Below are 22,359 nucleotides of genomic sequence, written 5' to 3'. Positions count from 1 at the left end.
CTACTCACATAATGGGGCAAGGAAGGAATACAACTCTCGTGATGTGTACCTTGTGGCGATGGCCTGCCGGACCGGAATTATTGGCATCAAAGCATTGCAGATGAAGGCTTCATCGGCGTGCAGCAACGCATCAGGGGTAGCCCGTATTTGACGAACAACTCTGCCCTGCCGCGTTAACTCAGCCATTATATGCTGGCGCATTGTTCCGTTCACACCAGAGCGGTCAACGTATGGCGTGTATACAGCCTCGCCTTCTCGCCAGAATAAATTAGCGGCACAACATTCCACCATCATGCCATCACTGTCAAGGACAATGGTCTCATGCTGGTTTGCCTGTTCAAGTTCCGCCCGAATAAGAACCTGTTCAAGCCGGTTAAGGTGTTTTATACCAGCCAGAGAGGGGTTAATCCCCATGCGAACAGAACTGAGGCCCAGTGTGACTCCCGTATTTTTCCATTCTGCATAAAAGTCAGGAAAACGTGAGACAGACATTATTCTTACCGGATTGTCACATTGCGTCGGGTTGTAACCCCGACCGCCACTCCCACGGCTGATAATCACTTTCAGGACAGCATAATCCTGAGAGCGGGCCACCTCAGTCATTTCTGTTTCCAGAGTTTGCCATTGGGTAAAGGGGATAAACAGACGCTGGCAGGCTTGCTGCAAACGAGCAATGTGCAGAGATAAAAAACGGATTTCACCGGCAACAATCCGCGCGGTAGTAAAGCAACCATCGCCAAACTGAATGGACCGGTCGTTTGCAGGCAGGTGTGTCTGGTATGCACCATTAATCAAGAACATCACTCATCCTCACATCATGGATGCGTTAGTGTGACAGGCAGAGGAGTTGAGGGCAATAGAAGGAATCTTAGACAGTTAAGGCCCGTAATATACGGGCCTTAACTCACGGTGTTATACCCGTTTGAAAATCAGCGAACCATTAGTACCGCCAAAGCCAAAAGAGTTGCACAGCGTATATTCCATCCCCGATACCTGACGTGCTTCGTGAGGCACAAAATCGAGGTCACAGCCTTCATCAGGGTTATCAAGGTTGATGGTTGGCGGAACAGACTGGTCCCGCAGTGCGAGAATCGAGAAAATTGACTCAACCGCACCAGCAGCACCCAGCAAATGCCCGGTCATAGACTTCGTGGAACTGACCAGAACACGTTGTGCTGCTTCACCGAAGACTGTTTTCACAGCCTGGGCTTCTGCTTTATCGCCAGCAGAAGTGGATGTACCGTGGGCATTTACATACCCCACCTGCTCAGCTGTAATGCCCGCATCGCGCAGTGCATTAACCATAGCCAGCGCAGCGCCTGCGCCGTCTTCTGGTGGCGAGGTCATATGGTATGCATCGCTGCTCATGCCGAAACCTGTCAGTTCAGCATAAATTTTAGCGCCACGTTTTTTAGCATGCTCATACTCTTCGAGTACCAGAATACCGGCACCGTCACCCAGGACAAAACCATCACGGTCTTTATCCCACGGACGGCTTGCTCCCTGAGGGTTATCATTACGCGTAGATAAAGCGCGTGCAGCACCAAAGCCACCGACACCGAGAGGAGTACTGGCTTTTTCCGCCCCGCCAGCAAGCATAACATCAGCATCGCCATACGCGATAATACGCGCAGCATGACCAATATTATGAACACCAGAAGTACAGGCTGTAGCGATTGAAATGCTTGGACCACGTAAACCAAACAAAATAGACAAGTGCCCGGCGACCATATTTACAATGGTGGACGGTACAAAAAACGGGCTAATTTTCCGTGGACCACCTTTCACCAGTGAACCATGGTTTTCTTCAATCAGGCCTAAGCCACCAATACCAGAGCCAATAGCAGCACCAATACGATGGGCGTTTGCTTCGGTAACTTCAATGCCGGCGTCCTGAAAGGCCTGAATACCAGCAACAATTCCATATTGAATGAAAGCATCCATCTTGCGTTGTTCTTTACGCGAGATGAAGTCATCACAGTTAAAATCCTTTACTAAGCCAGCAAATTTAGTTGCAAAGGCGCTAGTATCGAAATGGTCGATCAGGCTGATGCCACTCTGACCGGCAAGCAGAGCTTTCCACGAAGTCTCTACAGTGTTGCCGACAGGAGACAACATGCCCAGTCCGGTCACAACTACACGACGCTTAGACACGTTTGTCCTCCAGGGAGGGAAATTATTGATACGCGTGGGACTAAAAGATAAAACTCAGGCGGTCGAATGACCGCCTGGAGATGTCACTTACGCCTGGTGTCCGTTGATATAATCAATGGCAGCCTGAACGGTGGTGATTTTCTCAGCTTCTTCGTCCGGAATCTCAGTATCAAACTCTTCTTCCAGAGCCATTACCAGCTCAACGGTGTCAAGAGAATCGGCGCCCAGGTCTTCAACGAAGGAAGCGCTGTTAACAACTTCTTCCTGCTTAACGCCCAGCTGTTCGCCGATAATTTTCTTAACGCGTTCTTCGATAGTGCTCATACTCTTAAATTTCCTATCAAAACTCGCTTTCGCGATGGTTTTCGTAGTGTATAAAATGTTGAAAAAGATGCAACTAAATCCCGGCAGGTCTTACCACGATTTTACGCTATTTTGCGGGCATTACCGCTAATAACGCAAATAATTTTCTACTTCTCAGCACTCAGACTCAATAAACGCAGAATTTTCGCACATTCCCTGATTATAACTCAGACAAGTGGACAATCTGTATTCAACGACGTTCCTGGCAAAAAAGTATAGCGTGGTTACACCATGTACATTCCACCATTGACGTGCAAAGTTTCACCAGTGATGTAACCTGCGTCGTCAGAGGCCAAAAATACAACCGCATTGGCGATTTCCTTCGCGTCACCGAGGCGACCCGCAGGAACCTGCGCCAGAATACCTGCACGCTGATCATCAGACAGCGCACGCGTCATGTCCGTTTCAATAAAGCCCGGAGCAACTACGTTTACTGTAATGCCGCGTGACGCCACTTCGCGTGCCAGTGATTTACTAAAGCCAATCAGACCGGCTTTTGCCGCAGCATAGTTAGCCTGACCAGCATTTCCCATGGTACCAACCACAGAACCGATAGTAATAATACGACCATGACGCTTTTTCATCATAGCGCGCATTACTGCTTTAGACAGACGGAAAACTGATGATAAGTTGGTTTCGATAATATCGTTCCACTCATCATCTTTCATGCGCATAAGCAAATTATCTCGGGTAATTCCGGCATTATTAACCAAAATATCGACTTCACCAAACGCAGAACGGATGTTTTCCAAAACAGACTCAATAGATGCCGGGTCGGTCACATTCAATACCAGACCTTTCCCGTGTTCACCTAAATAATCGCTGATTGCCTGGGCACCACTTTCGCTGGTTGCCGTACCAATCACTTTCGCACCCTGTGCAACCAGTGTTTCTGCAATTGCACGCCCAATACCACGGCTTGCACCAGTAACCAGAGCGACTTTACCTTCAAAACTCATAATGTTCCTCATTATTGCTCAAGCGCCGCTGACAGCGCAGCCGGTTCATTGATGACCGATGCAGTCAGGGTGTCAACAATACGTTTCGTCAACCCGGTCAGAACTTTACCTGGACCTGCTTCAAATAAGTGACTTACACCCTGAGCAGACATGAACTCTACAGTCTGAGTCCACAGTACCGGGCTGTACAACTGACGAACTAATGCGTCCCGGATAGCGTCCGGAGAGGTTTCGCATTTTACATCAACGTTGTTAACAACGGGAATGGCTGGTGCATTAAATACGATATTTTGCAGTTCAACTGCCAGTTTTTCAGCCGCTGGTTTCATTAAAGCACAATGAGAGGGAACGCTGACCGGCAATGGCAGTGCACGCTTGGCACCCGCTGCTTTACAGGCTGCTCCTGCTCTTTCCACTGCTTCTTTATTGCCAGCGATGACCACCTGACCTGGTGAGTTGAAGTTAACCGGGGAAACCACCTGACCCTGGGCTGATTCTTCACATGCTTTCGCAATAGCCGCATCGTCCAGACCAATAATGGCTGCCATCGCACCCGTACCTTCCGGCACGGCTTCCTGCATGAATTTACCGCGCAATTCAACCAGACGAACCGCATCAGCAAATGCGATAACACCGGCACAAACCAGAGCAGAATATTCGCCCAGGCTGTGCCCGGCCATTAGTGCAGGTGCTTTGCCGCCTGCCTGCTGCCAGACACGCCACAAAGCAACAGAAGCAGTCAGCAATGCTGGCTGTGTCTGCCAGGTTTTATTCAGTTCTTCTGCCGGACCTTGTTGCGCTAACGCCCACAAGTCATAACCCAGCACATCAGAGGCTTCACGAAATGTTTCTTCAATCACCGGATACTGTGCAGCAAGTTCAGCCAGCATACCCACTGACTGAGAACCCTGTCCGGGGAAAACAAAAGCAAATTGTGTCATTTTTTTGTCCCTGCTAATCAAAAGCGAACCAGTGCAGAACCCCAGGTGAACCCACCACCAAAGGCTTCCAGCAGAACTAATTGACCCGGCTTAATACGCCCATCTCGTACCGCTTCATCCAGTGCTGACGGAACCGATGCCGCAGAGGTATTACCATGCCGGTCCAGCGTCACCACCACACTTTCCATTGGCATACGCAATTTTTTGGCAGTCGCACTAATAATACGCAGGTTCGCCTGATGGGGCACCAGCCAGTCGAGATCTTCGCGATTGAGGTTATTGGCTTCCAGTGTCTCATCAACAATATGCGCAAGCTCGGTAACCGCCACCTTAAAGACTTCATTCCCTGCCATTGTCAGCCAGGAAGGGTTTTCCGGGTTCACGCGATCCTGGTTTGGCAGCGTTAACAAATCTCCATAAGAGCCATCAGCGTGCAGATGCGTGGAAATGATACCGGGCTCTTCAGATTTGGACAGCACCACCGCACCGGCGCCGTCACCAAATAAAATAATTGTGCCACGATCTTCAGGATCCAGCGTGCGGGCCAGCACATCAGAACCAATTACCAGCGCGTAATCAACCGTGCCATTTTTCACATATTGATCAGCGATACTTAGCGCATAAGTAAAACCCGCGCATGCTGCACCCACATCAAATGCGGGGCAACCTTTGATACCAAGTTGCGCCTGAATTTGGCATGCAGCACTTGGAAACGCGTGCGTCGAAGATGTTGTGGCAACAATAATTAAGCCAATTTGTGTTTTATCAACACCGGCCATATCCAGCGCATTACACGCAGCCTGATAACCCATGGTCGCAACGGTTTCTTCCGGCGCAGCAATGCGGCGCTCGCGGATCCCAGTACGAGTAACAATCCACTCATCAGTGGTTTCTACCATTTTTTCCAGGTCGGCGTTAGTACGCACGAGTTCAGGCAAATAGCTGCCCGTACCAATAATCTTTGTATACATGTACGCTCAGTCACTCTTGGGTAATACAGATTTCAGGCGAGAAGCAATTCGCTCAGGAATTTGCCGCCGCACCGCCTGCACTGCCTGTTCAATCGCGACTTCAAACGCTCGCTGATTGGCCGCACCATGGCTTTTAATTACAGTGCCGCGCAATCCTAACAGACAGGCGCCATTATACTGGTCGGGGTTGAGGTGACTGAATCGCCTTTGCAGGCTTTTTTGTAACCAATGCTTTAATAAAATCAGCCACCACGCCCTTTTTTTCCCTTCCGACTGCGATTTCAGCAGCGAAAGAAACATTCTTACCACACCTTCCATGGTTTTTAGTGTCACATTACCAACAAAACCGTCACAGACCAGCACATCCGTTTTTCCGGTCAGTAATTCATTTGCTTCCAGATACCCGATGTAATGAATAGCAGGCAGTGTAGCCAAAACGGCCGCTGCATTGCGAATAGACTCTGGACCTTTGGTTTCTTCCTCACCAATATTCAGCAGCGCAACACGAGGCTGGGACAGCCCTAACAGTTCTTCTGCCAGGACAGAACCCATAATAGCGAACTGCACCAGCATAGCACTGTCACAGTCCACATTAGCCCCCAGGTCCAGCACCACTGTTTTCCCGCGTTGCTGGTGTGGCAACATCGTTACCAGTGCCGGGCGCTCAATGCCATCCAGCGGCTTTAATAATAATTTCGACAGACCCATTAATGCGCCAGTATTACCGGCACTGACACAGGCCTGAGCCCGCCCTTCTTTTACCAGTTCCAGCGTAACGCGCATGGAAGAGCCACGGCTGTTGCGCACAGCATGCGATGGCCGGGCATCACTGGCAATAACTGACTGAGCAGGGATAATCTGCAAACGTGACCGTTGGTCAAAATCAGCTTTGGCAAGTAATGGAGTAATGGCGTCGGGATTGCCGACTAAAAGAAGGTTCAGTTGCGAATTAGATTCCAGTGCCTGCAAAGCTGCAGGCACTGTCACAGCAGGGCCAAAATCGCCCCCCATGGCATCTAACGCAAGGGTTAGACGTGTCAAAGTATCGCCAGATTACTTAGCGATTACCTTGCGGCCACGGTAGAAACCGTCAGCAGTAACGTGGTGACGCAGGTGCGTTTCACCAGAAACTTTATCTACAGACAGGCTGGCAGTGGTCAGCGCGTCATGAGAACGACGCATGCCACGTTTGGAACGGGTTGGTTTATTCTGTTGTACGGCCATGGACCTTACTCCTCAATTACTTACGCTTTAAACTTGCTAATACGGCAAATGGGTTTGGCTTCTCCGCCTCTGCAGGCAGTTCACCAAAGACCATGTCCGCCTCGGACACTTCACAGTGTTCAGAATCATGCACCGGAACTACTGGTAAAGCGATGATGATTTCATCTTCAACCATAGCCAGCAGGTCAATTTCACCGAACTCGTTAACCTCAATCGGTTCATACGCTTCCGGGAGTGCTTCAGCCTGCTCGTCAGAAACGACCGGGCTAAAACAATACGTTGTGTGAACCTGATGCGGAAATGTGTTGCCGCAGCGCTGACAAGTCAGAGTAACCGACACCTTCGCCTCACCCGTAATAACGGCAAGACGCTGGTTATCAATTGCGAACGACATTTCGCATTCTACATCACTGTCCACACTGACGACGGATTCAGCAACGCGCGCCGCCTGTTCAGGGGTATAAATACCCTTGTAGTCGAGGCGTTTTTGAGCGGTACGTACCGGATCCAGTGTCAGGGGTAATTTTACCTTTTGCATAGGGCGCGCATATTAACTTTGTAACGTCTTAGAGTCAAAGAAAAAGGCATTATGACTCACCTTTTGCCATTTATTCGCACACATTGCGGCTGCACAGTTTAAAATGTGGCGAACAAATTCGCTATAGATGACAGAAAAAATATGCTTCCAATTATACTGGCTTCCACTTCCGTGTATCGCCGCGACTTGCTTAACCGGCTTACTCTGCCATTTACCTGTGCAAGCCCGGACACAGATGAAACACCATTCGCGGGGGAAACATCCGATCAACTGGTTAAGCGCCTCGCAGAGCAAAAAGCGCGTTCTTTGGCACGGGCTTATCCAGGTCATTTAATTATTGGTTGTGACCAGGTTTGCTTACTGAATAATATTATCACCGGGAAACCCCATACAGTTGAAAACGCTGTAAAACAATTATTAGCTGCACAAGGCAAAAAAGTGCGTTTTTCTACCGGAATTGCCCTGCTTAATACGCTAACCAATCATATTCAGGTTGATGTTGAACATGTTGATGTCTGGTTTCGCTCCCTTTCAGAGCCTGAAATCCGCCGTTACGTCACTATAGAACAACCGTTACATTGTGCTGGCAGTTTTAAGTGTGAGGGGCTTGGAATAACGTTGTTTGAGCGTATTGACAGCAGAGATCCCAATACACTCATTGGCCTGCCATTGATTCGTTTATGTGAAATGCTGCGCGCGGCAGGCGCAGACCCTTTAGCCGAATAATGCCGTATCCGTGCTCCGCTGGCCGCAACTGCCCCAATACGGCCATCGTGTTTTTGCTTGATCACAGTTCAAAATGCAATACCGCTGCCCAATGACCTGTGAACAACAACAGGCAGTTGCGTTTGACTGGCTATATAGAGGATTACAGCCGGGTAAAGCATCCCCCGGCGTAAAATAAGAATCAGCCACGGCTGGTTTTGCGCAAATAGCTAAGGCACTGCCTGAGTTCACCATCCAGTGGGGCTTCAATGCGAATGGTCTCGCCCGTTGCCGGGTGAGTGAATCGCAGAGCAGCGGCATGAAGAAACAGGCGCCCCAACCCACTGCCGTTTAGCTGGTTGTCGAACTCCCGGTCTCCATAGCGGTCATCAAACGCAATAGGGTGGCCGGCATGAAGCGTATGCACACGAATCTGGTGAGTTCGCCCGGTTACCGGGCTGCAACGAACCAGTGTGGCGAAACCAAACCGCTCTTCCACTTTGAAGCGAGTCTCCGACGGTTTACCTTCACTACTGACCTTTACCATGCGCTCACCACTTTTCAGAATATTCTTTAAAAGTGGCGCCTGGACGACTTTAACGTGAGATTGCCACTGACCACGCACCAGGGCGAGGTAGTCTTTTTGCATTCCTTTATCCCGCAGTTGCTCATGGAGCGAACGCAGTGCAGAGCGCTTTTTCGCTACCAGTAATACGCCAGACGTATCCCTGTCAAGACGATGTACCAGCTCAAGAAAACGCGCTTCGGGACGCAATGCCCGCAACCCTTCAATCACACCAAAACTGAGCCCACTGCCGCCATGTACCGCTGTACCCGAGGGTTTATTGAGAATAAGGATATGGTCGTCTTCATACAAAATGGCGTCAGTCAGTGCAGCCACTTTTTGCAGATGAGGCGATACAGCATCTTCTTCCCGCTCAGCCACGCGCACCGGAGGAATGCGCACTTCATCGCCTTCAACCAGCTTATACTCTGGTTTGATACGTTTTTTGTTTACCCGTACCTCGCCTTTACGCAGGATGCGATAAATCATACTTTTGGGCACACCTTTCAGTTGTGTGCGCAAAAAGTTATCAATTCGTTGCCCGGATTCCTCGTCGGAAATAGCAACTATTTTTACGGTTGGTGTCTCGGTTTTCATGGTGCGCGATTCTAATTACCCCGGACTCATAGCGCCACTTATTTTTCTGTGCTTATATTATTGCGCAGGCGGTTTAAAAATGCCTTTGGGTGTTTTTTTGCTGCTATTTGCAACAATCAGAAATGTGACGTTAAAAAACTGTGAGTAACCAGGTGATAAATGGCAAATGTCATCTTGCTATAACTGGCCCAGCAGTGGAATAATGTTGCGGTTTTCCGCGTTGAGACCTGTAAGAACAAGGAATTTTGCGGAATTACCAATTTTGCCTGAATGTTCATCAACGCAGCAATGGCGTAAGACGTTTTGTACTTTCAGGCAGTTAGCGGGCTGCGGGTTGCAGTCTGGCCGGTAAATGGAAGCTTCTCTGGCGAAAACATTCCCAGGCAGTTCCCCTATAAACAGCGCTGTTTTTCCGTTTGAAATACAGGCTACCGACACGCTGCGCCTCTCAGCAAGCGACAACCGTGAGGTTGACGACTTAGCGAATAGTCACGAGGCCATCGGTTCACATCCGGTCAGCGATTACCTTGCCCGCAGTTCTGTCGTCAATGTAAGAATAACGAGTAAGTTACGATGAAAAGAATGTTAATTAACGCAACTCAGCAGGAAGAGTTGCGCGTTGCCCTGGTAGATGGCCAGCGTCTGTATGACTTGGATATTGAAAGCCCCGGGCATGAACAAAAAAAAGCCAATATTTACAAAGGTAAAATCACCCGCATTGAACCCAGTCTGGAAGCTGCATTTGTTGATTATGGCGCTGAAAGACACGGTTTCCTTCCTTTAAAAGAGATTGCCCGCGAATATTTCCCGTCCAACTATTCCTCTCATGGTCGCCCAAACATTAAAGATGTTTTGCGTGAGGGGCAGGAAGTCATCGTTCAAATCGATAAGGAAGAGCGTGGTAACAAAGGTGCCGCACTAACCACCTTTATCAGCCTGGCTGGCAGTTACCTGGTTCTGATGCCTAACAACCCCCGTGCTGGTGGTATCTCACGGCGTATTGAAGGCGAGGACAGAACTGAGCTGAAAGAAGCACTGTCTTCCCTGGAATTGCCCGACGGCATGGGGCTGATTGTGCGCACTGCGGGGGTTGGTAAATCTGCTGAATCTCTGCAGTGGGATTTGAGTTTCCGCCTGCGTCACTGGGAAGCTATCAAAAAAGCCGCTGAAAGCCGCCCGGCACCTTTTCTTATTCACCAGGAAAGTAATGTCATTGTCCGCGCATTCCGTGACTATCTGCGCCAGGACATCGGTGAAATTCTGATTGATAACCCGAAAATTGTTGAGTTGGCTCGCCAGCACATCGCTGCACTGGGTCGCCCGGATTTCTCCAGTAAAATAAAATTGTATACGGGGGAAATTCCGTTATTCAGCCATTACCAGATCGAGTCGCAAATTGAATCTGCCTTCCAGCGTGAAGTGCGTCTGCCTTCTGGTGGGTCAATTGTTATTGATTCCACGGAAGCGCTTACTGCAATCGATATCAACTCCGCGCGCGCAACGCGTGGTGGCGATATCGAAGAAACGGCACTGAATACCAACCTGGAAGCTGCGGATGAAATTGCCCGTCAATTGCGCCTGCGTGACCTGGGTGGTTTGATTGTTATCGACTTCATTGACATGACGCCAGTACGCCACCAGCGGGCTGTGGAAAACCGCCTGCGGGAAGCCGTACGCCAGGACCGCGCACGCATCCAGATAAGCCATATTTCTCGCTTTGGTCTACTGGAAATGTCTCGCCAGCGCCTCAGCCCTTCACTGGGTGAGTCCAGCCACCATGTGTGCCCACGCTGTAGCGGTACCGGTACTATTCGCGATAACGAATCGTTATCGCTCTCTATCCTGCGCCTGATTGAAGAAGAAGCGCTGAAAGAGAATACCAAAGAAGTTCACGCCATTGTTCCTGTGCCCATCGCGTCTTACCTGCTGAACGAGAAACGCTCAGCAGTTAGTGCTATTGAACAACGCCAGCCGGATATCCGTTGCGTTATCGTACCGAACGATAATATGGAAACACCGCACTACTCTGTTGTGCGGGTACGCAAAGGTGAAGAAACACCGACACTGAGCTATCTGCTGCCAAAATTGCACGAAGAGGCGATGGCGATGCCGTCAGAGGAAGAGCAAGCGGAACGTAAACGCCCTGAGCAACCCGCACTGGCCACCTTTGCCATGCCGGATGTACCGCCTGCACCGCCAGAAGTACCTCATCGTGCAACTTCTGCAGAAAAAACGGCACCGGCTGCCGCACCTGCAGGCCCAGGCTTGTTTGGCAGAATTGCTGGCGCACTGAAGTCCCTTTTCGGTACCAGTGAAAACACCGCAAAAGAAGCGCCTGTTGCTGAGCCAGAAGTTGAGAAGAAAACTGACCGCGGCCAACGTCAGCAGGACCGTCGCAATAACCGTCGTAACCCGCGCCGGGACCGCAACGAGCGTAATGAACGCGCTGAGCGCAACGAACGTAATCCGCGTAACGAATCTGACAACACAGTTCAACCTCGCGATGAAAACCGCCGCGGCCGCCGTCAGAATCAAAATGCTGAAGTCCGTGAGCCTCGCGGCACCGCACCTGAAGGCAGTAACAAACCGGCTACCCGTGAAGAGCAAATTCAGTCTCGCCGTGACCGTAACCGTCGCCGCACTGAAGAGAAACGTCAGGCCCAGCAGGAAGTGAAAAACCTGCAACATGAAGAAACGGAAAATACCGTTGATTCAACAGCAACTGCAGAGAAAGAGACTCGTGTTCAGGTAATGCCACGCCGTAAACAGCGCCAGCTTACTGAGAAAGTGCGTATCGAAAGTGTAGCCGATGCTGAAAACCACAACAGCCTGCCTGTTGCTGCGGTTGAAAACGCACCGGCCGCTGAGCGCGTACCGGCACCTCAGGAAACTACCGGCCAGTTACCTGAGGTTCAGGTTGAGCAACCTGAATCTGGTGAAGAGAATAGTGATGTACGCGAGAACAATATGCCGCGTCGTTCACGCCGTTCTCCACGCCACCTGCGTGTTAGTGGGCAGCGCCGCCGCCGTTACCGCGATGAGCGTTACCCGTCGCAGTCGCCTATGCCTTTAGCCGTTGCCTGTGCCTCGCCTGAAATGGCATCCGGCAAAGTGTGGATCCGCTACCCGGTAACCCGCCCGGCAGATGACGTTGTCCAGGAAGCGCCAGTACTGGTTGAAGCGTCACCAGACGTAACCGATAACGCTTCTCTGCCTGTTGCTGCAGACAGTGCACAAGTGGACACAGTGCCGGTTGCACCTGCCGACATCAAGCCTGAAGCACCGGTGGCTGGCGAACAGGAAGCAACAACTCAGGCTATTGATAACTCAATGGTGAATAGTGAAGAAACCGGAGCAGCGGCTGCTGTTGAACCAGCCCTTCCAATTGAAGCAGCAGAACCTGTTGAAGAAGTTGAACCTGTTAAAGAAGATGCCGCGCCTGTGGTGGCTGAAGCAGAAACAGTGAACGCTGTCGAAACACCGGTTACCGGGCAGCAGGCTGATGTTTCCGCCAGCGAGCCTGAAGCAGCAACGGTCTTTCCTGCTGAAGAGCCAGAAGTGGAACATAGTCCCGTAGTGGAAAATGTTTCTCCTCATCATAGCGAAACTCGCCAGTTCCATGGCGCCGCGACTGCGCCAGCCACTCGTGCACCCGCTCCGGTATATGTGCCAGAGCCAGCACGCCACAGTGATTGGGTTCGCCCGGCATGGAATTTCGAGGGTAAAGGCTCTGCTGGTGCTCACAGTGCCAGCCACCAGGCGGCTGCGCCCGCTACACGGCCACAGTCGCAGGCATAACAGCGTGTAACAGCAACAACGGAAAGGCCTGCTATTAAGCAGGCCTTTTTATTGTCAATCACACAACTGGTCACCTGTCACCGCTGACGTTTCCCTGCCTGCATACCACTGACTCCGGGCATCACCTCACGCATTAAGTCAATGAACATCCGTAACCTTACAGGGTAGTAACTCGCCCAGGGGTAGAGCAGCCAGACAGGTAACGGCCAGGCCTGCCACTCAGGCAATATATGAACCAGCGCGCCACTACGTAAATCCTGCTCAACTATCCATGCTGACAGCACCACAGCGCCTACCCCGCCCAGTGCAGCCCTGCGCGCCGCATACAGACTATCCGTATATAAGCGGGGAGAAAGTGTTACTTCAACTGTTTCACCTTTCTGGTTCGCCAGAATAAGTGCTTTCCGGTAAAAAGAACTTACTGAAACCCAGGGTAACTGACTTAACTCTGAAGGCCGGGTAAGTGGGTTTACCCGTGCAGCAACCTCTGGCGTAGCAACTGCAATGCGTGGCACTTCAGCAAGCTGGATAGCGACTGTATCCGGATTCGTTACATCCCCGACATGAATGGCGCAATCGAGGTTATCTGCAATAAAGTCCGGCGATTTGTCATTAAGCAACCATTCCACATTCAACCCAGGGTAGCGGGCAAGCATATTGATGAGCGGCGCCATCAGTTGGTCCTGACCAAAAGCATGAGGCGCACGAACACGCAGCAAGCCTGATGGCTGGTTGTCCGCATTGCTCAACTCGTCTTCCAGCGCCGACCATGAACCCGCGACATGACGCGCATGCTGATAGCAGTGTTCACCGTCCTCCGTCAGGCTCATCGCATGGGTGGTGCGCAGTAAAAGTTTAACACCCAGCATCGTTTCCAGCGTTTTTAAACGCCGGCTAACTGTTGCCTGGGTTAAAGCAAGCTGGCGTGCCGCTGCTGATAACGAACCCGCTTCGACAATGCGCACAAAGGTTTCAAGCAATTCAATTCTGTCTATACGCTCAGTTGTTTTCACTCTGTAGCCTGCTATACGTTATACGTATAACTGTTGTACACCGGCATGGGCTACACCGCCAGTGGTTTCACCCTCACAATACCGGCCATACACACTTTGTCCTGATGAGGAAACAACCATGTCCGGTACGACGTTGCATTCTGAACGCCCGCTAAGCGCGGGTCTGATATTTTCACTGGCTGCTGGAGCAGGGTTGAGTGTCGCATCGATTTATTATGCGCAACCTATCCTGCCACTGCTGGGGCAGTCATTATCACTTTCTGTTGATGGAATGGGATTAATCCCTACTCTGACGCAAATGGGTTATGCGTTAGGTATCTTATTTTTGATTCCCCTCGGCGACCGTTATGATCGCCGGGCCATTATTTTGTTCAAATGTATTATTCTGGCTCTGACACTTGCCGGATGCAGTTTTACCGGTTCGTTACACGGGCTGCTGGCGACCAGCCTGCTAATTGGAATGACAGCGACTATCGCTCAGGATATTGTTCCTGCCGCCGCCATTCTGGCTCCGGCGGGCAGGCAGGGGAAAATTGTCGGGACGGTAATGACCGGCCTGCTATTGGGTATATTACTGTCCCGGACCGTTAGTGGCCTGGTTGCCACCTGGCTGGGCTGGCGAGCGATGTATCAACTCGCGGCACTCAGCATTCTGCTTATTGGCATCGTGCTGTGGCGGGTTCTACCCAGGTTTGCCACACATTCTGAGCTGAGCTACCCTGGTCTGCTGCGCTCAATGGTGACACTATGGCGCCGTTACCCGGGTTTGCGGATGGCGGCAGTCGCTCAGGGCCTGCTTTCCATCGGCTTTAGTGCATTCTGGTCGATACTGGCATTAATGCTGCTGGAGAACTACCACCTCGGTAGCGCTGTAGCCGGGGGGTTTGGCCTGGCGGGTGCCGCTGGCGCACTGGCAGCACCGTTATCAGGTAGTCTGTCAGACAAAATAGGTCCGGAGCGCGTAACAGTGATGGGAGCCGCACTGGTCACGGTCTCTTTCGCCAGCATGTTTTTTCTACCATTACTGTCTGTGCATGCACAACTGTGCCTGATAGCACTGGCTGCAATTGGTTTCGACCTTGGCCTCCAGTCAACATTAATTGCCCACCAGACACTGGTGTACAGCCTTGAACCTCAGGCGCGGGGGCGATTGAATGCCTTATTGTTCACTGTGGTATTTATTGGCATGGCTGCAGGCTCTGTGCTGAGTAGTAAAGCATGGTTAATCGGTGGGTGGCCCGGTGTACTGGTGCTCGCCAGCGCAGCAGGCTTACTGAGTCTGGCAATTCGTTGGTGGGCAATTCGCCGCCATTGTGCCAGCCTTACCCCCAGTGTTGCCGAAGAATAAAAAAATCCCGTACCGGGGTGCCAGTACGGGCAGATAAGGTATGCCCAGTTTCACGACATACCAAAAAGAGTAAAGCCACTAACTATTGAGTTTGAACAGGGACATCCCCTGCATGTCGCTGAAGGCCTTATAAGAGGCCTGAAGCGCAGTTTGTTGCATCACATATGAAGAAATCGCCGAGTTCCAGTCTGCATCGACCAGGTTGCTCATTTGCTGGGATTGTTGCAGGCTGCGGTCACTGCCCAGTGAATCGAGGTTATCAAGCTCATTCAACTGAGTACCCAGCTCGGAACGAACTTTAAGAACGTTGTTGAGTGAGTTTCTCAGACCACGGTTGGTTTTATCAACCACTGCCTGCAGGGCATCTTTCCCTGTCTGGTCGAGACCTTCCTGTGGGGTATTCAGTGCCGTAATCGCCGTATCCAGCATGGTAAATAAGTTGGTTTCGCTGGCACTGCCATCAGGCTCAGGAACGGCATTGCTGGTAATTGAATCAAACACCTCTGAACCTGTGTGACCAATTACCATTGTCCGTGCCGAATCAACCTGTTGGGTAATATTCTGCGTCCCCCCGACATAGTTCACGGTTCCTGACGAATCAACAAAAGGCGCACTACCGGTTTTGTACCCGGCAAAAATGAAACGGCCATTACCATCAGTGCTGTTTGCGAGGTTGAGCAATCCATCACGAATCCCCTGCAACTGCGTCGCAAGCGAGGCTCTGTCATCATCACTCAGGGTTCCATTACTGGCATTCACAATTTTTTCCTGCGCACTTTGAATGCTACTGGTTACCTGGCTTAGCACACTTTCTTCCAGGGACACTTTCTGCGTTGCGAAAGTTCGTGCAGTTGCATACTGGCTGTTCTGCGCCTGCGCCTGAGAGACCACAATTGCCTGAGAGGCTGCCACAGGATCATCAGAAGGGCGATTTACCCGTTTACCTGTGGATAGTTGTTCGCCATACCCCAACCATTTTTCCTGTGACTGAGTGATGCCGCGAACATTCTGGTCGAAAATCATTTGCGTGCTGATTCTCATTGGTCATGACTCCTATGAATTAATGGATAGCAGCGCGTCAAAAATGGTTGAAGCGGTTTTCAACACTTGGGAGTTTGCCAGGTAGTACTGCTGATAGCGCTGAAGGTTGGCATACTCTTCATCCAGGTTTACACCTGAAACAGACTGTTGCTGGTTGGTTAACTGTGTGACCACATTCGCCTGTGTCGTACTGGTTGTCTTCAGTGTACTGGTGGTGTTACCAACCAGAGACACCAGGCTTGCGTAAGCATCGTTAAAGGTTTTGTTGCCACCCACCAGGTTGTTGTCCTGTAAATTAAGCAGCGCCTGTGCATTGGTGTTATCACTTTCACCCGATGTCGCAGAACTGGCCAGGGCAACTTTCGCTTCATCTGTAACCGAAACGTTCATGTTGACAATGGCGTTGGTGACAGGTTTAACAACAAAACTGTCTTTGGCCGCTGGTGTGCCCGAAACAGTAACCGACAGTCCATCAAAAGCGAGTGTGGTATTACCGCTACCATCAGTACCAATCGTGGGTGTGACAGTTGTGTTATCTGAAGAGCGGGTTACAGACCATGCAGATCCATTCCAGGTAACGTTATAATCGGTCGCAAGAACTGATGAACTGTTTGTCACTGCGGCTGTCAGCGTCGTCGCACTGGTATTTTTCGCATTGCTCAGTACGGCAGGAGAACCAATCGCAAAGAAAGCCTGTCCGGCATCACCGTTAGCATCAAAACCGGCTTCATGCTGGGTATTAAACGAACCCGCAAAAGATAATGCCAGTTGCCCTAAACGGTTACGCGCTGCATCTAAATCTGTTGTGCGGAAAGTCAGTAAGCCGCCCAGTGAACCTGTGGTCAACTGGCTTTCCGGAATTTCAACATTACCGGCAGATTCATCAACATAGGCTACTGTTTTCCGGCCAGGGTCAGCAGAGGATGCCACAGACGCCAGTTGAAATGAGCGAGATCCCTGGACCAGGGATGTACCATTACCAAGGCTGATGTTGTAAGTATTTCCGTCCTGAACAGTAACATTTACCCCAACAATATTATTGAGCTGATTAACCAGCTGGTCGCGCTGGTCCAGCAAGTCGTTCGGGCTGGCACCACCGCCTGTTGCCGTCATTTGCGCAATTTTTTTATTCAGATCAGCAATCTGGCTGGTGTAGGTGTTTATCTCCTGCACACTGGAATCAATCGCACTATTGACCTGATTGTCCATGCTACGCAGGTAGTTATCCGTCGTTTTAAACTGGTTTACCAACCCCTGAGCCTGGCCAATTAATGCTTCACGGGCAGAAGAGTCACTGGCATTACTGGTCAATGTAGTCAGCGCAGAGAAGAAACTCTGTAATGACGTTGAAATGCTGGTAGTTGTGCTGGATAACAGGTCATCTATTTGCGAAACCTGATCATAACGGCTCGACAGTGCACTGCTCTGATTTGACGCCTGGCGCAACTGGCCGGTAATAAACTGATCGTATTCACGCTGAACACCACTGACATACACGCCATTACCAATCCAGCTTTTACCAGAAAGGGTGCTGTTAGACTGAGCCAGTATAGTGGTCTGGCGGCTATAACCGGTTACGTTATAGTTCGAAATGTTGTTACTTACCGTATTCAGAGCGGTCTGCGCGGCAGTCAGTCCGCTCATCGCGCTGTTGATCAGGCTACTGGACATGGTGTTTCCTTTTGAGCGTTTAATCACGGGTCCCGACTGAAATTATCGGCAGCTCAGGCCAGGACTTGAGGCTAATCAGAACAAATTGCTTAAATCATTGTTATACGCTTTAGAAACCTTATCACTCATGGATTTTAGTTGTTGAATCAATGAGGTAAGTTTGCTGGCGTAGCCCGGGTCTGTTGCGTACCCCGCGCGTTGCAATGCCTGAGCGCCCTGCTCTGCCGTTGCCGCTGTAGTCACCGCTGCATAACGCGGGTTTTTACTCAGCAGACTCACATAATCTGACAGTGCTTCAAGGTAAGAACTGTATACGCGAAATGAGGCTTTCACCTTTTTCGCCTGACCATTTTCAAATTCAGTGGTGGTGATTTCGGTAGTGGGGCCCTTCCAGTCACTTGTTGCTTTTACCCCAAAAATATTAAAGCTGGGTGCGCCACTGGCTGTGCGAATTTGCCGTTGCCCCCACCCTGATTCCAGCGCCGCCTGCGCCAGAATCAGATGGTGAGGAATACCACTTTGTTCACTGGCGAGTTTGGCGGGTAAAGACAACTGCGCCAGAAAGTTTTTGCTGTCACCATCAAGGTCTTTATCTGCAAACGAAACAATCGCCCCGGAACTGGAAGGCGCTTTGGGAATAGCTTTACGCACCAGTTGGGTAAACTCCTGACTTTGATACTGCATGACGGTGTCCATATCGAGTTTCATTGGCACAGTCCCCGCCTTTTCAGACGGTGACTGCGTGCCATTGGTCATCTGTTTTACCATCATGTCTGCCAGACCAAGGCCTTTGGCACTGAGGTCATCCGCAATCTGCTGGTCGTACATACTGGTGTACAAACGGGTTTGGTCGTTGTCGAGCAGGCCATCTTTTGGCAAAGCCTGGCGCATACTCTTCAGTACCATTTGCACAAACATCCCCTCAACTTTTTTAGCTACCGCTTTCAGGTGAGCCTGTGGGTCGTTCGCTACTTCCCGTTTTAATTCATTCAGCGATTGCGCATCCCAGGCAGCGCCGGCCATGAACTGGGTATCATTAATCATTAGATAATCTCCAGCTTCGCTCGCAGACACCCTGCACTTTGCATGGCCTGCAGGATAGACATTAAGTCCATCGGTGTTGCACCCAGTGCATTGAGGGCACGCACCACATTGTTCAGGTTGGCGCTTGAGTTAATGCGGCGCAGTGCGCCACCACTCTGACGCATGTCAATCTGCGTTTGTGGTGTCACGACAGTTTGTCCACCGCCAAAGGGCGTATTAGGTTGGCTTACTGTATTCTGCTGATTGACAGTCACCGACAAATTCCCTTGTGCCACAGCACAGTTATCCAGCGTCACTTCGCGATTCATCACCACGGCACCCGTACGTGAATTTATAATCACTTTGGCATCCTGAATTGGCACATCCACTTGCAGGTTCTGGATATCAGCCAGAAAGCGTACCTGTGAACTACTGCCTTGCGGTACATGAATTTGTACTGTGCGGGGGTCGATGGCCTGCGCAACGCCATAACCTTGTGAGCGATTAATCGTGTCAGAAATCCGTTGGGCAAGGCTGAAATCTTCCTGATTAAGTTGCAGGGTTAGTGTATTCCCACTCCCAAAATTACTTGGCAGTTCACGTTCGACAACTGCCCCGCCGGTTATTCGCCCGCCATTAAGCTGGTTCACCTGGACACTGCTCCCTCCCGCAGATGCCCCTGCTCCACCAATCAGAATATTACCTTGTGCCAGTGCATAGACCTGATTGTCCACGCCTTTGAGAGGCGTCATTAATAGCGTGCCGCCCCGCAGACTTTTTGCATTACCCAAAGAAGAAACCACTACATCAATACGCTGCCCCTGGCGAGAAAAAGCGGGTAAATCGGCCGTCACCATGACTGCCGCAACGTTTTTCAACTGCATATTGGTGCCAGTGGGAACAGTAATACCCAGTTGTGACAACATGTTATTCAAACTTTGCGTTGTAAACGGGGTTTGGGTCGTCTGGTCACCGGTTCCATCCAGCCCAACCACCAGGCCATAGCCAATAAGTGAGTTATCACGCACGCCCTGTACAGTGGTGAGATCGCGAATACGGTCTGCCTGAGCCAGTGTCGCCACCAGCAGCAATCCGATTGCGAAAATTGACTTAAACATAATTCACCTCGCTTAAAACGGCGCAATATTGAGGAAGAAACGTTGCAGCCAACCCATTTGTTGTGCCTCATTGATATAGCCGTTACCGACATATTCAATTCGGGCATCGGCCACTTGTGTAGAGGCGACTGTATTGCTGCTTGAGATAAACCGCGGGTTCACTACACCGGAGAAACGAATAAATTCGACCCCCTGATTAATAGCAATTTGTTTTTCCCCTACAACATGCAAGTTGCCGTTGGCCAGTACCTGGTCAACCGTTACCGTGAGTGTACCTGTGAAGGTATTTTGCGCACTGGCTCCGCCTTTTCCTGTGAATGCATCTTTCCCTGCCAGGCTGGCATCGGCCCGGGCATTGCCAAACAGCCCTTGTAAATACCGGGGGGTAGTTGTCGCCGTAAAGCTACTACTTCCATCACGCGACGCATTTGCCGAAGACGACTTGCTGGCACTGACGTTTTCCTGGAGATTAATCGTGAGTGTGTCGCCAATGTTGCGTGGGCGGCGGTCTTCAAATAACGGCTGATACCCGTAATTAATCGGTTGAACAGTCTGGAAAATAGAACCATTGACCGCCGGAACCGGACCTGGGATGGGTTGTGCCGAAGTCGGCCCCTGAACAAGCGGCTTACTCGGGACCAGTGCGCAGCCACCAAGGGCGACACTCAGGCTGATGACAAGCGGTCGATACCACTGGTTACGGTTTTGCATTACGTTTATCTTCAGAAAATATTAGCCGGCGACAAAGCCGGCCTGATTTTAAAGTTGTGACAGTTTCTGCAGCATCTGGTCAGTAGTTGATACGGCTTTACTGTTAATCTCATATGCACGCTGAACCTGAATCATATTGACCAGCTCTTCAGCCACATTCACGTTTGAGGTTTCCACATATCCCTGGTACAGCAGCCCCGCGCCATTCTGACCCGGGGTTGATTCTGTCGGCGCACCGGAGGCCTGGGTTTCTGTGTACAGGTTTTCGCCAATACTCTCGAGCCCCGAAGTATTGACAAATGTAGCCAGGTTCAGTTGCCCCACTTGTTGTGTCGCGGACTGCCCAGGCAGAGTGACGCTCACCACACCGTCACGAGCCACAGTGATGCTCAGCGCGTTGCTGGGAATAGTGATGGCTGGCTGCACCGGGAAGCCGCCGTTAGTGACTAACTGCCCGTTTGAATCCAACTGGAAAGAGCCATCACGGGTATAGGCAGTGGTGCCATCCGGAAGCTGTATTTCAAAAAAACCTTCGCCTTTAATCGCAATATCTTTGCTGTTATCGGTCTGGTTCAGGTTACCCTGAGTATGAATACGCTCAGTTGCTACCGGGCGAACCCCGGTACCAATTTGCAGCCCCGTCGGTAACGTGGTTTGCTGTGAAGATTGCGCCCCCGGTTGACGGACTGTCTGGTAAAGTAGATCTTCAAATACCGCGCGCTGCCGTTTGAAACCATTGGTACTGACGTTTGCCAGGTTGTTGGCAATAACATCCATATTGGTTTGTTGTGCATCCAGACCCGTTTTTGCGATCCATAAGGAGCTTATCATGGTGAAATCCTGTTTTATTAAGTCAGTGACAGCAGTTGGTTAGCGTGCTGTTCGTTCGTATCAACACTGCTGATAACTTTCATTTGCATCTCAAACCGGCGTGAATTAGCAATCATGTCGGCCATCGCTTCTACCGGTTTAACATTACTGCCTTCCAATACTCCAGCCATGACTTTCAAGGTAGGATCGGCAGCAGGTGTCGCCCCGCGAGTAGCCTGAGCTTGTGGTGTAAGATGGAATAGTCCGTCATCACCACGCACTATCTCCTGGGCCGTCGCTTTAACCAGCTTGAGCTGACCAATAGGCGCCGCCGTATTAGGCGGGTCACCGGGATTTAGCGCGGTAATAGTGCCATCGGCCGCGATAGTCAGTTGTGCATTCTGTGGAACGGCTATCGGGCCACCATCACCCATCACCAGGTTGCCATTCACTTCCAACTGCCCGTTGACATTCACCTGCATGTTGCCATCACGCGTATACGCTTCCTGCCCGTTTGGCATTTGTACCGCCAACCAGCCGTCCTGCTGCATAGCGACATCCAGGTTACGCCCCGTATAATCCATTGACCCCGTGCTCAGATCTGAACCCGGTGTTGACGCGGCAACCAGGGTACGCGTGGGTAACGATAACCCTTCAACAGGTACTGCACGCAGTGCCTGAAGTTGTTTACGAAAACCTGGCGTCGAGGCATTCGCCATGTTGTTTGCTGTTACAGACTGTAAATCCAGCGTCTGGCTGGCTGCGCCCATGGCAGTGTATATTGCGTGATCCATTAAGCCACCCCGTCA

The 22,359-nt window shown here is 50.9% G+C and carries 21 protein-coding genes; 3 read left to right on the top strand and 18 right to left on the bottom strand.

Going from position 1 to position 22,359, the window contains the following annotated elements:
• From pabC to yceD, 9 genes are all read right to left on the bottom strand, one after another.
• A complete protein-coding gene (pabC, locus tag MPHASIOC01_RS04225) occupies window positions 1-801 on the bottom strand; it encodes an aminodeoxychorismate lyase (RefSeq protein ID WP_064601358.1) in 801 nt (266 codons plus the stop codon).
• Between the two features lie 111 nt (window positions 802-912).
• The gene (fabF, locus tag MPHASIOC01_RS04220; RefSeq protein ID WP_074388861.1) at window positions 913-2,154 is read right to left on the bottom strand and encodes a beta-ketoacyl-ACP synthase II; all 1,242 of its coding nucleotides are present in this window, start codon (window positions 2,152-2,154) and stop codon (window positions 913-915) included.
• Window positions 2,155-2,241: 87 nt separating this feature from the next.
• The gene (acpP, locus tag MPHASIOC01_RS04215; protein ID WP_003857954.1) at window positions 2,242-2,478 is read right to left on the bottom strand and encodes an acyl carrier protein; all 237 of its coding nucleotides are present in this window, start codon (window positions 2,476-2,478) and stop codon (window positions 2,242-2,244) included.
• A gap of 263 nt (window positions 2,479-2,741) precedes the next feature.
• Complete coding sequence (gene fabG, locus MPHASIOC01_RS04210) at window positions 2,742-3,476, bottom strand: 3-oxoacyl-ACP reductase FabG (RefSeq protein ID WP_064601360.1); 735 nt, start codon at window positions 3,474-3,476, stop codon at window positions 2,742-2,744.
• 11 nt (window positions 3,477-3,487) lie between these two features.
• On the bottom strand, window positions 3,488-4,417 hold the full coding sequence (fabD, locus tag MPHASIOC01_RS04205; protein WP_064601361.1) for an ACP S-malonyltransferase: 930 nt from the start codon (window positions 4,415-4,417) through the stop codon (window positions 3,488-3,490).
• A gap of 17 nt (window positions 4,418-4,434) precedes the next feature.
• A complete protein-coding gene (locus MPHASIOC01_RS04200; protein WP_064601362.1) occupies window positions 4,435-5,388 on the bottom strand; it encodes a beta-ketoacyl-ACP synthase III in 954 nt (317 codons plus the stop codon).
• Between the two features lie 6 nt (window positions 5,389-5,394).
• Window positions 5,395-6,429, bottom strand: coding sequence for a phosphate acyltransferase PlsX (gene plsX / locus MPHASIOC01_RS04195; protein WP_064601363.1), 1,035 nt, complete (start codon window positions 6,427-6,429; stop codon window positions 5,395-5,397).
• Window positions 6,430-6,441: 12 nt separating this feature from the next.
• Entirely contained in the window at window positions 6,442-6,612 is a 171-nt protein-coding gene (rpmF, locus tag MPHASIOC01_RS04190; RefSeq protein WP_036108199.1) for a 50S ribosomal protein L32, read from the bottom strand.
• Between the two features lie 16 nt (window positions 6,613-6,628).
• Window positions 6,629-7,150 carry a 23S rRNA accumulation protein YceD gene (gene yceD, locus MPHASIOC01_RS04185; protein WP_064601364.1) on the bottom strand — a complete coding sequence of 174 codons (522 nt, stop codon included), beginning with the start codon at window positions 7,148-7,150 and terminating at the stop codon, window positions 6,629-6,631.
• A gap of 141 nt (window positions 7,151-7,291) precedes the next feature.
• Here yceD and MPHASIOC01_RS04180 point away from each other — a divergent pair, with 141 nt between their 5' ends.
• The gene (locus tag MPHASIOC01_RS04180) at window positions 7,292-7,876 is read left to right on the top strand and encodes a nucleoside triphosphate pyrophosphatase (RefSeq protein ID WP_064601365.1); all 585 of its coding nucleotides are present in this window, start codon (window positions 7,292-7,294) and stop codon (window positions 7,874-7,876) included.
• Between the two features lie 181 nt (window positions 7,877-8,057).
• On the opposite strand, the gene rluC is transcribed toward MPHASIOC01_RS04180, so the two are convergent.
• On the bottom strand, window positions 8,058-9,017 hold the full coding sequence (gene rluC / locus MPHASIOC01_RS04175) for a 23S rRNA pseudouridine(955/2504/2580) synthase RluC (protein ID WP_064601366.1): 960 nt from the start codon (window positions 9,015-9,017) through the stop codon (window positions 8,058-8,060).
• 573 nt (window positions 9,018-9,590) lie between these two features.
• Here rluC and rne point away from each other — a divergent pair.
• Window positions 9,591-12,815 carry a ribonuclease E gene (gene rne / locus MPHASIOC01_RS04170; protein WP_353614025.1) on the top strand — a complete coding sequence of 1,075 codons (3,225 nt, stop codon included), beginning with the start codon at window positions 9,591-9,593 and terminating at the stop codon, window positions 12,813-12,815.
• 77 nt (window positions 12,816-12,892) lie between these two features.
• On the opposite strand, the gene MPHASIOC01_RS04165 is transcribed toward rne, so the two are convergent.
• Window positions 12,893-13,828: a LysR family transcriptional regulator gene (locus tag MPHASIOC01_RS04165; protein ID WP_353614024.1), complete on the bottom strand. Its 936-nt coding sequence runs from the start codon at window positions 13,826-13,828 to the stop codon at window positions 12,893-12,895.
• Window positions 13,829-13,946: 118 nt separating this feature from the next.
• Here MPHASIOC01_RS04165 and MPHASIOC01_RS04160 point away from each other — a divergent pair, with 118 nt between their 5' ends.
• Window positions 13,947-15,176 carry an MFS transporter gene (locus MPHASIOC01_RS04160; RefSeq protein WP_353614023.1) on the top strand — a complete coding sequence of 410 codons (1,230 nt, stop codon included), beginning with the start codon at window positions 13,947-13,949 and terminating at the stop codon, window positions 15,174-15,176.
• 78 nt (window positions 15,177-15,254) lie between these two features.
• Here the strand turns inward: MPHASIOC01_RS04160 and flgL are convergent, their stop codons facing one another.
• The 7 genes from flgL to MPHASIOC01_RS04125 form a co-directional block, all read right to left on the bottom strand.
• Window positions 15,255-16,217, bottom strand: coding sequence for a flagellar hook-associated protein FlgL (gene flgL / locus MPHASIOC01_RS04155; protein WP_353614022.1), 963 nt, complete (start codon window positions 16,215-16,217; stop codon window positions 15,255-15,257).
• 12 nt (window positions 16,218-16,229) lie between these two features.
• Window positions 16,230-17,888 (bottom strand): flagellar hook-associated protein FlgK, encoded by a 1,659-nt coding sequence (gene flgK / locus MPHASIOC01_RS04150; protein WP_353614021.1) that lies wholly within the window; start codon window positions 17,886-17,888, stop codon window positions 16,230-16,232.
• Between the two features lie 75 nt (window positions 17,889-17,963).
• Window positions 17,964-18,932 (bottom strand): flagellar assembly peptidoglycan hydrolase FlgJ, encoded by a 969-nt coding sequence (gene flgJ / locus MPHASIOC01_RS04145; protein WP_353614020.1) that lies wholly within the window; start codon window positions 18,930-18,932, stop codon window positions 17,964-17,966.
• Window positions 18,932-20,029 (bottom strand): flagellar basal body P-ring protein FlgI, encoded by a 1,098-nt coding sequence (locus MPHASIOC01_RS04140; RefSeq protein WP_353614019.1) that lies wholly within the window; start codon window positions 20,027-20,029, stop codon window positions 18,932-18,934. Before MPHASIOC01_RS04140 ends, flgJ begins: the two co-directional genes overlap by 1 nt.
• Window positions 20,030-20,041: 12 nt before the next feature.
• The gene (locus MPHASIOC01_RS04135; RefSeq protein WP_353614018.1) at window positions 20,042-20,740 is read right to left on the bottom strand and encodes a flagellar basal body L-ring protein FlgH; all 699 of its coding nucleotides are present in this window, start codon (window positions 20,738-20,740) and stop codon (window positions 20,042-20,044) included.
• Between the two features lie 48 nt (window positions 20,741-20,788).
• Window positions 20,789-21,571 (bottom strand): flagellar basal-body rod protein FlgG, encoded by a 783-nt coding sequence (gene flgG / locus MPHASIOC01_RS04130; protein ID WP_353614017.1) that lies wholly within the window; start codon window positions 21,569-21,571, stop codon window positions 20,789-20,791.
• A 17-nt stretch (window positions 21,572-21,588) separates the two neighbouring features.
• Complete coding sequence (locus tag MPHASIOC01_RS04125; RefSeq protein WP_353614016.1) at window positions 21,589-22,344, bottom strand: flagellar basal body rod protein FlgF; 756 nt, start codon at window positions 22,342-22,344, stop codon at window positions 21,589-21,591.
• Window positions 22,345-22,359: the final 15 nt, after the last annotated feature.

Source organism: Mangrovibacter phragmitis (assembly GCF_040429585.1).
Lineage (GTDB): Bacteria > Pseudomonadota > Gammaproteobacteria > Enterobacterales > Enterobacteriaceae > Mangrovibacter > Mangrovibacter phragmitis.
This window is presented reverse-complemented; position numbering and strand designations above follow the sequence as displayed.